We start from the raw sequence: 10,778 nt of genomic DNA on the forward strand, positions 1-10,778 counted from the left end.
GCGCGAGACCGTCCTGCTCCTCGCCGAGCTCTACCGACGCGGCACCGGCTGGAAGCTGCGGGCACTGGGGCAGGGGTACGCCGACGGACTCGCGGGGGTCGCCCGGGACTTCGGCGTGGACCTCGCCGAGGACGCGGCTCCCGGCCCGGCCTCCGCTACGACGGCGCCGACTCCGGGCGCTCTCGCAGGAGTTCGGACTCCTGCCACAGCAGCACGAGCGCCGGACCCCCGATCCGCGCCCGACCCCACCGGCTTCCTCACCCTCGCCAACTCGGCCCGCGCAGAAGCCGGTTGCCCACCCGTCTCCCTCGAACCCCGACTCACCTCCGCCGCGCAGGCCCACGCCACCGCCATGGCCGCCGCCGGACACCTCGGCTCCGAGAGCCGCGACGGCGTCTCCGTGTATCAGCGCGTCGTCCAGGCCGGGTACAGCTACCTCACCATCGGCGAGCACCTGGTCTCCGGTCCGCGCTCCCCCGCCGGGTTCGTCGACTACTGCCTGCGCACCGAACAGCCCCGCCGGACGCTGCTGGAGCGAGCCTTCACGCACGCGGGGCTCGCCCAGGCCGTCGACCCCCGCTCCGGTGACGTCTACTGGACGGCGCTGTGGGCAAGGCCGTTGACCGTGGGCAACCTGGCCCGCACGGCGGCGGAAGTCGTCGAGTTGACCAACGCGGAGCGCGCCAGGGCCGGGCTGCGCGCCCTGGCCGTAGACCCGTCGCTCGCCGCCGCCGCGCAGGCGCACAGCACCGACATGGTGGCCCGCGCCTTCTACTCGCACACCTCCCCCGACGGCTCCCAGCCCTGGGACCGGGCCGCCGCCGCGGGCTCGCGCAGGCGCACGATCGGGGAGAACATCGCCTGTGGTCAGCGATCGCCCGCCCAGGTCGTGGAGGGCTGGATGAACAGCCCCGGCCACCGCGCGAACATCCTCAAGCCGGCCTTCACCCACATAGGCATCGGCTTCGCGGGCGGCGGACAGATGGGGACGTACTGGACACAACTCTTCGGCGCCTGACCGCCCGGCACGGTCGACCCGTCCACGATCTTGGCGGAATGAGATCTTCCGGGTCAGGATGCCCGCATGAAGGGTGATCTGTTTTCCAGTGAGCACATGGTGCAGCCGGCCACGGCGCCGGGCATGACCGTCGAGAATGCCAAGTGCATCAGGTACGCGGTCAACGGCGAGATGCTCGCCCGCCAGGGGGCGATGATCGCCTACCGCGGCAACCTCCAGTTCGAGCGCAAGGGCCAGGGCGTGGGCGGCATGCTCAAGCGCGCGGTCACCGGCGAGGGACTGCCGTTGATGGTGGTGCGCGGCCAGGGCGAGGCATGGTTCGCGCACGAGGCGCAGAACTGTTTCGTGGTCGAGATCGACCCCGGCGACGAGTTCACCGTGAACGGCCGCAACGTCCTGTGTTTCGACGCCTCCCTGTCGTACTCGATCAAGACGGTGAAGGGTTCCGGCATCGCGGGCGGCGGTCTCTTCAACAGCGTCTTCACCGGGCAGGGCAAGCTGGGCCTGGTCTGCGAGGGCAACCCGCTGGTCATACCCGTCTCGCCGCAGTACCCGGTGTTCGTCGACACGGACGCGGTGGTCGGCTGGTCGGCCCACCTCCAGACCTCGCTGCACCGTTCGCAGTCCATCGGCTCGATGCTGCGCGGCGGTTCCGGCGAGGCCGTCCAACTCATGCTCCAGGGCGAGGGGTTCGTCGTCGTACGGCCCAGCGAGGAGACCCCGCAGAAGGCGCAGCAGCACTGAGGTCCCCTCGGTCGGGACAGCGCGACGACCCCTCCCGGAATTCCCGGCGCGCCGCGATCTCCGAAACGTGTTGACCTGCGCGTCCCTTCCGAGTCAGGGTCGATCCGGCACGGGTCACCTGTCCCCGTGCCGGAAGGATGACTGCCTTGATCGGCATCTCGGACATCGAAGCCGCCGCCGAGCGGATCGCCGGACACGTCGTACGCACCCCGACCGTGGACAGCTTCGGGCTCTCCGAACTGCTCGGTGCCCCGGTCACCACGAAGCTGGAGCTGTTGCAGCGCACGGGTTCCTTCAAGGCGCGCGGTGCGACGGCGAAGCTGCTGTCGCTCGGTGAGGCCGAGTCGGCGGCCGGGGTGGTCGCGGTCAGCGGCGGCAACCACGGGATCGCGCTCGCGGTCATGGCGGCGGCGCTCGATGTGAAGGCGACGGTGGTGATGCCGCGGTCGGCGCCGGCGCGGTCGGTCGCGCTGGTGGAGGCGGCGGGCGCCTCGCTGCGGTTGACCGACGACATGCCGAGCGCGTTCGAGCTGGTGGGCCGGTTGCGGGACGAGGGGCTGACCCTGGTCCACCCGTTCGACGACCCGGTGGTGATCGCCGGACAGGGCACCGTGGGGCTGGAGTTCGCGGAGGACGCGGGTGACCTCACCGACGTCCTGGTCAGCATCGGCGGCGGTGGCCTGATCGCCGGGATCGCCGCCGCCCTGCACGCCCGTCGGCCCGGAATCCGGGTCTGGGGCGTGGAGACCGAGGGCGCCGAGGCCATGTCCGCGGCGCTCACGGCGGGCGGCCCGGTGCCGGTCGTACCGTCGTCGATCGTGACCACGCTCAGCGCGCCGAGCGTGTCGCGACTGACGTACGACCACGTCTCGACCCTGGTCACCGAGGTGCTGACCGTCCCCGACCGCGACGCCGTCCGAGGCTGTCTCGACCTCGCCGAACACGCCAAGGTGTGGACCGAGCCCGCCGCGGGCTGCCTGCTGCCCGCCGCCCGCCAGGTGCTGGAACGGGTCGGCCCCGACGCCCGGCTCGGCCTCGTGGTCTGCGGGGGCAACGCGACCGTCGGCGAGATCGCGGCGTGGTCGGAGGACTTCGGGCTGAGCTGACGTCCCGTCAACACCCGTCGCATGTAGGCGTGTTGACGAATTCCGCGAGTCCACCCTCAACCCTCGGCTGGTTCAGTTGAGTTGTCGGCGGGTCCAGTGACCGATCGACGGATGCGCTCGGTCCAGGTCACGTCGGCAACCCTGCGGAGCGATACAACTAGCGAGGGCCCAGGTCGCTTTGGGCGATCGGCTCGGAATCGGCGTCGAGCGCGTCGAGCACGGCGTCGCTGTTCGCCCTCGCCCACTCGGTCAGTGTGTGGATCGGGTCGATCAGTGTCGCCCCGAGCGGGGTGAGTTCGTACTCGACGCGGGGCGGCACCTCGGCGTAGGCGTGGCGGCGGATGAGGCCGTGCGCCTCGAGCCGACGGAGTGTCTGGGTGAGCATCTTGCGGGAGATGCCGCCGATCAGTCCGATCAGCTCGCCGTGGCGTACCGGGCCCCTGCTGAGGCCGTAGAGCACGACGACCGTCCACTTGTCGGCGATGAGCTCGACCGCGAGACGCGCCGGGCAGTCGGCGAGAAAGGGATCACCGGGACCGAATCCGCTCATGGCGCCTAAGGTACCTGCCGGTTCCTATGGGAAACCTAGCCTGGGTGCTCTCCCCCTGTTCCACTTCCCAAGCCAGGAGAGCCATGCCAGTCACTCCGGTCATGCCGGTCATGCGAGTCATCACCCAGGAGACGCTCGGCGGTCCCGAGGTGCTCACCGTCGTGGACGCGCCCGTGCCCCGGCCCCTCCCGACCGAAGTTCTCGTCCGCGTCGAGGCGATCGGGCTGAACCCGCTGGAGGCGCGGCTGCGCGCCGGTGAGTTCCCGCTGATCGGCAAACCGCCGTTCGTCCTCGGCTGGGACATCAGCGGTGTGGTCGAACAGGCGCCGGGGACTTGGCGGTTCAGGCCCGGCGACGAGGTGTTCGGGATGCCGCTGTTCCCACGGGCGGCGAGCGCGTACGCCGAGGTCGTGTCGGCGCCGGCCCTGCACCTGGCGCGCAAGCCGGCGTCGCTCTCGCATGTCGAGGCGGCGGCGCTCCCGGTCGTCGGGCTGACGGCGTGGCAGGGCCTCGTCGACCTCGGCGGTGTGAGCGAGGGCGATCGCGTCCTCGTCCACGGCGGTGGTGGTGGGGTCGGCCATGTCGCGGTCCAGATCGCGAAGGCGCTCGGCGCGCATGTGATCGCGACCGCGAGCGGGAGCAAACGGACGTTCGTCGAGGGCTTCGGCGCCGACGAGGTGATCGACTACACGGCGGTCGACTTCGCCGAGGCGGTCCGTGACATCGACGTCGTGCTCGACACGATCGGCGGCGACACCGTCGAGCGGTCGCTCGAAGTGCTGCGTCCGGGTGGTCACTTGGTGACGGCGGTGGCCGAGGGTGACGCGGAACTCATCGCCAGGTACGAGGCGGCCGGCATGCGCTTCAGCGGCATCGCGGTCGACCCCGATCCGGTCGCCCTGCGAGGTCTCGTCGACCTCGTCGAACAGGGCAGGCTCCGGGTCCATGTGCAGGAGACGTTCCCGTTCGAACGCGTCGCCGACGCACACCGGTTGCTCGACGGCGGCCACCTCCGGGGCAAGCTCGTCCTCACCGTCTGACCCGCCCGCGGATCGCGAAGGCGCCGAGGCCGAGCAGCGCGGGTTCGACGAGACGGGAGAGCATCTCGGTGCAGGTTCCGGCGGTGGTCAACGATTGGGTCGACGAGCGGAACACCACCGAGTTGATCACCACCCGGGCCGATTTCTCGAACCGGTCGGACGTCATGCGCCGGGCGAGCGGCTCGTCGGGGTCGACCGGATCGTTCGTGCCGGCGACCCCTGAAATCCCCGCGCCGGTCGCACTGTTGGTGGGCCCGGGCCTTGCGTCTTGCTGCGGCAGACCCCACAACATCATCACGAGCACGGTGGCGGCCATGGCACCCAGCAGCCAGGCCAGGGCCCGGGACGCGCAGCCCGTACCCCGACACCGCCCAGTAGAGAGCGAGCAGCGCACGCTCGGCGCGGGGCCGCTTCAGGTCGTGACGACGCATCTCCATCTCGCCGTAGTGGAAGTCGGCGGAATCCGGCTCGTTCCTGCCGTCCTCGAAGGACTTACGGAGATGCCGGTACAACGGAGCCAGCGCCGACGGCTCCAGTACCGGCGCACCGGCGGACGCCGCCGTCCACCCGTCGTAGCCCCGCGCCGCGCGCCAGTGATGCTCCTCGGCCAGGGTCCGTCGTGCCGTCCAGCGCATCGGTGTCCGCCCGTGCCGGAGCACCCCCGCAGGCGGCAACCCCAGGGTGCATTCGCCCTCAAGCCGCAACTGGTCGAGGTGTACGGCGCCGGAGAGCAGGCAGTGGGTGAGGTCGACGTCGTGCAGCGTCAGGTGGGCGGCGTCCACCCCGCGCAGCGATGCCATGTGCACCCGGGCGTCACGGCTGCCCAAGTCGCCTTCCTCCAGGGCGTCTTGGCTCCGGTCGGTGCCGGTGCGGTCCGTGAAGGGTGCGGGCTGGGCGGTGATGCTCAGGGGTGCGTCAGAACGGATTCGCCGAGGTCGACGGTGGCGTACCGCAGGCGCAGGACCGCCGTCGCCTCCCAACGCGTCCGTACGCACCACACCTTCCGCGCGGCTGCCTCGATGACGGCGGGCGCCGCGAAGACGACCGCGGACAGGTCCAGGGAGCCCGCACATACCAGGGGGCCGAGCCGCGATTCCCGCTCGAACCGCGCTCCGTGGAACCAGGCATGGCCACCGAACCTGGTTCCCTGAAATCCGATGTTCTCCAAGAACTGGGCACCGTCGAACGCGGCATTGTTCAGAAAGCGGGCCAGGCCGAACCTGGCGTAGCCGGCGAACCGCGCCCGGTCGAAACGCGCCTCCTCGGAAAACCGGGCCTCACCGAACCACGCGCGACCGTCGAACCGTGCTTCACGGAACTGGGCCTCGCGAAACCGTGCCCGCTCGAACTGGGCGTCACCGCCGAATTCCGTAGCCGAGAAACACCGACTGCTCGAAGCCGACTTCTTTCGTGAACCGAGTTCCGCCGAAATCGGCGTCACCGAGAAAGCACGCCGTATCGAACCGCGCCACGCCCAGCTGCGGCCGCCGGGTAACGGGATCCCGGACCGCGTCGAGGAGTCGGTTCAGGAGGTGTTCGGTGAGCGAGGTGCCACGGTGATCGAGATCGCTCCCGGGCTCCAGGCTCGCCAGGTAGATCGACGCAATGGCTCTCACTGAGATGCGCCAGGCATGCGCCCTGGGGCTCTGCGCGCCGGCCTCGACACCCGATCGGGGAGCCGGCCGGATCCGCGCCGTGTCCGCAGTACGGCCAGGGCGGCGCGGTCGTGGAGGACCGAGCCGTGTGGTCAGGAGGTTCCACGCTATTCGTCGACATCGTCCGAGTAGGCGCACGAGGCGTCGGTGCCGAATAACTTCATGAGGTAGACCTCGATGTCCTGGGCGTCCCGCGCGGTATCTGAAGATTCGCCGTCTAAGGCGTCTCCCACCGATTCCGGCACATTCGGAACTGGCCTGCGTTCGTCCACATAGTCTTCCCCGAGGTTTAAATCCTCCCCATCGCCCCATGCATCGCCATCCGCGGGCTCCGTGCCGTCGGCAGTCGATTCCGGCTGCATCTCGTCAGGATTCTTCCTCAACGCGTCCTCCTTCGTCGGGGGCCTTGCAGCGGATGAACGACAATCCGATCGATGAGCTGTCGCGTGCGGACCGGTCCGTCACCGTCCGGCAAATATGCGTCGGAACACAGCTTCGGTCCAGCCGTTTTCGGGTGCACCGGACAATGGCTCTTTCGCGACGGCCGACTCGCCCTGCCATGATCACGCTAAGAGACGATGTCCAACTGAGGCTACGGTGCACGGTGTTCAGGTTCGACCGCTGGGTGTGCACGCTGCTCAAGGTGTGCGGTGCTCACCCGTCACGCGCAGGGCGTGGACGAGGTCGTGGATGCCCGAACCGGTCGTCAGCAGATCGCGGTTGAGCAGGCGTTCGGCGGTACGCAGGTGGACGCGGACGGTGTTCCGGCTCATGCCCAGGCGCTCGGCCGTCTGCCGGGCGTCGGTGTTGGCGTCGATCCAGGCGCCCAGGGTGACCGACAGCCTGTGGTGCCGGGCGTCGCCGAGCGGGCGGAGGAAGGACTCCGCCCACGTGGTGGCCGGTGCGCAACGGAGCAACTCCGCGAGAGACGGCACGACTTGCGGGACACGCACGGCCGGGTCGGGCGAGAGGGTGGCGAGCGACAGCGCCAGGTCCAGCGTGGCACGGGCGTGGACGTCGTCGAGGTCCAGTGCGAGTGTCTCCGCCGCCCGGCGGCAGTAGGCCGCGACGGTGTTGCGGCTGATCTGCAGCAGCCGGGCCACGGCGGTCCGGGGGAAGGTCACGGCCAGGCGTACGACGTCCACCGTGTGCCGGGGGAGGACGCTCAGCGGTTCCACGAAGGCGCGGGCCCAGGCGACGGCTTCGGCTCGGGGCAGCAACTGCATCAGCGCGGGTTCGCCAGGGTAAGCGGCAAGCCGCTCGGGGGAGTTGCGGGCCACGGCCAGCGCGTGCAGGGCCTCGCCGTAGGCCGCGCCCGTGGCCGCGAGCGGATGGGGCCTGCTGATGCCCAACGCGTACCCGGGGTTCTCCCGCACCAGACGGCGCAGTACCTCTCCCCGCAGGAAACCGTCACCGGGATCCTCGTCGACGTCCTCGTCCGCGTCCTCGGCGATCGGGCAGATCAGGTGCTCCCTGAAGGCGGGGCAGTGCACCATCAGGCCCTTGCCGTGGTATCCCGAGGGATCCTGGTAGGTCCGGGCCAGTCGATCGCGATCGGCCGGCGGGCACTGGAGCACGTGGACCCGCACACGCTCGGCGCTCAGCAGTCCCGGGACCTCGCCGGTGCTGACCCGCCTGGCCAGCATGACGTCCCCGGTCATGAGCACCGTCAGGACCGCGAAGCGCAGTTGGCGCGCCTTCTCCTCGTACCCACGCGAACTGTCGTCGGCCTCCAGCGCCCGTCCCAGCAACTCGAGGAGACCGCCTGCCTGTGACGCCAGGGCCGCCGCCTCCCGCGACAGCGCGGACGCGCTGACCGTCACCAGCACAGCACGCGGCTCGCGCCCGCCGAATGCCTCGAGGCGCACCTCCATCCCGCCCACCTGTGTCGCGGCAGCGGCCAGCCGCCCGCCGACCACACGGTCCAACTCCCCGTCCAGCGCGCCCAGAAGCTCTCCGGAGAACCCGTCCGTCGCCGCCTCGACCACACCCCCGCGCCCGAGCCACGCGACGTCGGCCCCGATCCACCGACCGAGCCACCCGAGCACCTCTCCCGGGGACCCCTTCCGCCGCACGACCCTCACCAGCTCATCGAGCCCGTCCCCGCACCCCGACGTCCCCACAACCGCACCCACTTCCCCCGACACAGCGCGTCCGCCGCCCGTCACCAGCACCCGAAGAACTCCTGGCACGATCATGAGTGGTACTCAGCAGCGCGCAACAGCCCGCCCAACAGGACCACCACCCCACCCGAACGCCCCGCACCTGCGCAGACACCCCCTGGCCACTGATCCAACTGCCGCTCCAGCGCCCTGAGTAGAGTCGCCCCATGGAATTTCGCAAACTCGGCCGCAGCGGTCTGACGATCAGTGAGATCGCTTACGGCAACTGGCTCACCCACGGCTCCCAGGTCGAGGAGGACGCGGCGCTCGCCTGCGTACGGACCGCGCTCGACGCGGGGATCACCACGTTCGACACCGCCGACGTCTACGCACAGACCCGCGCCGAATCCGTGCTCGGCCGGGCGCTGAAGGGCGAACGGCGGGAGGGCCTGGAGATCTTCACCAAGGTCTACTTCCCGACCGGCCCCGGACCCAACGACCGCGGTCTGGGCCGCAAGCACGTCATGGAGTCCATCGACAACTCGCTGCGCAGGCTGCAGACCGAGTACGTCGACCTCTACCAGGCGCACCGCTACGACCCGACGGTGCCGCTGGAGGAGACCATGGAGGCGTTCGCCGACGTGGTCCACTCCGGCAAGGCGCACTACATCGGCATCTCCGAGTGGACCGCCGACCAGATCCGCGAAGCGCACGCGCTCGCCCGGGAGTTGCGCTTCCCGCTGGTGTCCAGCCAGCCGCAGTACTCGATGCTGTGGCGGGTGATCGAGGACGAGATCGTGCCGACCTGCGAGGAGCTCGGGCTCGGGCAGATCGTCTGGTCACCCATCGCCCAGGGCGTCTTGACGGGCAAGTACGCGCCGGGCGCCCCGCTGCCGGCCGGGAGCCGCGCCACCGACGAGAAGGGCGGCGCGAACATGGTGAGCCGGTTCCTTCGGGACGACGTACTGGAGCGGGTCCAGCAACTCAAGCCCCTCGCCGAGCAGGCCGACCTGTCCCTCGCCCAACTCGCCGTGGCCTGGGTGCTGCAGAACTCCAACGTCTCCGCCGCCATCATCGGCGCCTCGCGCCCCGAACAGGTCACCGAGAACGTCAAGGCCGCCGGGGTCAAACTGGACGCCGACCTCATGCAGGCCATCGACACACTCCTCGACCCGGTCGCGGAACGGGGTACCGCACAACACTGACTTCCGCCGGAACTCCCGGGAACTGCCGGGTGGACAAGGGAAGTTGACACTCACACGGGTCGGCCCCGACCGCGTTCAAGGGCCTGGTCACAGCCACGGCGGCGGCAAAGTCGAACGTTACCGATGGTTACCGCCAGCTCGGGGCAGTGGTATTCCGTCCCGTATGCCTCCCGGCGAATTCGGCGGGACCGGGACACGCGCGGCGACCTGGGGCCCTCCCCCGTGACTCGTTTTTCTCGCACATCCGCTCGCCGCCGTTGAATAAAAGGCAAGAAACACCGGGGAATTGGGCTTCCATTGAACGCAGCCCGTCACACCCACCGTACTTCTGGGAAAGGTGAGAACCCGGGGTTCAGCGAGGGATGGCCATGGTCGACACGCACGTCTCCGTACACGAGTCGGTCGCGGGCAGATACCGGCCCATGGAGGTCGCCCACCGCGAGACCAACCGGGTCTCCTGGTACGGCGAGGACACGATCGCCGAACGCCCCTGCCTCCTCACACAGGTGACTCTCCCCGCCGTCCCGGACGGGGAGAGTTCCGTCCGGATCACCGACGGCATCCGGCGCACCACCGACGTCATGGTGCTGCAGTGCCCCACCCGGGTCGCCCCCGTCGTCGACGCCGTCGAGGAGGCCGGCACGCTGTGGACCGTCACCGACTGGATCGACGGCACACCGCTGGGCCAACTCCTCGCCCAGCAGGGCACGTTCCACTATGTGCGGGCCGCCCGCATCGGACTCGAACTGCTCGACATCCTGGAGGCCGCGCACAGCGAGGGCATCACCCACGGCGAACTCAGCCCCGGCCAGGTGTTCGTGCGGGACCGGGGCGGGGTCCGGGACCGGGGCGGGCCGCCCCGAGGCGACCATGAAGGGCGTGGACCGGCTCCCGATGCGCGGCCCCTCGCGCGCCGGGCCGCTCGCGCAGGTCGTGCAGGGGCTGCTGCGCAAGGACTCCCGGGAGCGGCTGACCCGCCCGGTGGTCCGCGAGTTGCTCACCCGCATCCTCAACGACGACCCGTACGCCGACCGGGATCCCGTACCGCTGCCACGGCTGCGACGGGCCTACGACGCCGTGCGCGGGGCGGGGACCACCTGGAGCGGGCGGGGCATGGCCGCCGGGACCGCGCTCGCCGTCGGCACCGTCACGGTCGCCGTGCTCGCCGCCACCCACCAGTTGCCCGGCACCGAGTCCTCGGCCGCGACCGCCCCCTCGCCGCTCCCGACCGCTTCGGCCTCCGCGTCGGTCAGCACCCCCGGCGAGAACGTCGACGGACACGCCTACAGCCCGTCCGCGACGCCTTCGCCTACGGCCCCGACCTCGCCCGCCGCCTCCGCCTCCGCTTCGCCCTCGGT

At 70.3% G+C, this 10,778-nt stretch carries 11 protein-coding genes and 1 pseudogene; 6 read left to right on the top strand and 6 right to left on the bottom strand.

The genetic code is table 11. The features are described 5' to 3' along the window. The 3 genes from JHN63_RS39870 to JHN63_RS39880 all read left to right on the top strand — a co-directional run. On the top strand, positions 1–1,018 hold a 1,018-nt coding region (locus JHN63_RS39870; protein WP_200690001.1), incomplete at its 5' end, for a CAP domain-containing protein. 66 nt (positions 1,019–1,084) lie between these two features. Next, the gene (locus JHN63_RS39875; RefSeq protein WP_200690002.1) at positions 1,085–1,762 is read left to right on the top strand and encodes an AIM24 family protein; all 678 of its coding nucleotides are present in this window, start codon (positions 1,085–1,087) and stop codon (positions 1,760–1,762) included. 146 nt (positions 1,763–1,908) lie between these two features. Then, complete coding sequence (locus tag JHN63_RS39880) at positions 1,909–2,868, top strand: threonine/serine dehydratase (protein ID WP_200690003.1); 960 nt, start codon at positions 1,909–1,911, stop codon at positions 2,866–2,868. Positions 2,869–3,025: 157 nt separating this feature from the next. Here the strand turns inward: JHN63_RS39880 and JHN63_RS39885 are convergent, their stop codons facing one another. Beyond that, complete coding sequence (locus JHN63_RS39885) at positions 3,026–3,418, bottom strand: helix-turn-helix domain-containing protein (RefSeq protein ID WP_200690004.1); 393 nt, start codon at positions 3,416–3,418, stop codon at positions 3,026–3,028. Positions 3,419–3,528: 110 nt separating this feature from the next. Here JHN63_RS39885 and JHN63_RS39890 point away from each other — a divergent pair, with 110 nt between their 5' ends. Beyond that, positions 3,529–4,458: an NADP-dependent oxidoreductase gene (locus tag JHN63_RS39890; RefSeq protein ID WP_200690007.1), complete on the top strand. Its 930-nt coding sequence runs from the start codon at positions 3,529–3,531 to the stop codon at positions 4,456–4,458. Here the strand turns inward: JHN63_RS39890 and JHN63_RS54445 are convergent. The 4 genes from JHN63_RS54445 to JHN63_RS39900 form a co-directional block, all read right to left on the bottom strand. Further along, a complete protein-coding gene (locus JHN63_RS54445) occupies positions 4,448–4,774 on the bottom strand; it encodes a hypothetical protein (protein WP_307782096.1) in 327 nt (108 codons plus the stop codon). The two genes, JHN63_RS39890 and JHN63_RS54445, sit on opposite strands and share 11 nt — an antisense overlap. 588 nt (positions 4,775–5,362) lie before the next feature. Continuing rightward, the gene (locus JHN63_RS54450; RefSeq protein WP_307782097.1) at positions 5,363–5,899 is read right to left on the bottom strand and encodes a pentapeptide repeat-containing protein; all 537 of its coding nucleotides are present in this window, start codon (positions 5,897–5,899) and stop codon (positions 5,363–5,365) included. Between the two features lie 321 nt (positions 5,900–6,220). Next, entirely contained in the window at positions 6,221–6,496 is a 276-nt protein-coding gene (locus JHN63_RS53330) for a hypothetical protein (protein WP_234478401.1), read from the bottom strand. Positions 6,497–6,751: 255 nt separating this feature from the next. After that, positions 6,752–8,188, bottom strand: a complete 1,437-nt coding sequence (locus JHN63_RS39900) for a helix-turn-helix domain-containing protein (RefSeq protein ID WP_307782098.1) — start codon at positions 8,186–8,188, stop codon at positions 6,752–6,754. A 254-nt stretch (positions 8,189–8,442) separates the two neighbouring features. On the opposite strand from JHN63_RS39900, the gene JHN63_RS39905 reads away from it, so the two are divergent. Then, positions 8,443–9,420 (top strand): aldo/keto reductase family protein, encoded by a 978-nt coding sequence (locus JHN63_RS39905; RefSeq protein WP_200690006.1) that lies wholly within the window; start codon positions 8,443–8,445, stop codon positions 9,418–9,420. 352 nt (positions 9,421–9,772) lie between these two features. Here the strand turns inward: JHN63_RS39905 and JHN63_RS54880 are convergent, their stop codons facing one another. Beyond that, positions 9,773–10,096: a hypothetical protein gene (locus JHN63_RS54880; RefSeq protein WP_374222990.1), complete on the bottom strand. Its 324-nt coding sequence runs from the start codon at positions 10,094–10,096 to the stop codon at positions 9,773–9,775. A 203-nt stretch (positions 10,097–10,299) separates the two neighbouring features. Here JHN63_RS54880 and JHN63_RS54885 point away from each other — a divergent pair. After that, positions 10,300–10,778 (top strand): annotated as a pseudogene (locus JHN63_RS54885) (serine/threonine protein kinase); the annotation flags it as partial.

Origin of the sequence: Streptomyces sp. MBT65, assembly GCF_016612545.1 — a bacterium.
Classification (GTDB): Bacteria; Actinomycetota; Actinomycetes; order Streptomycetales; family Streptomycetaceae; genus Streptomyces.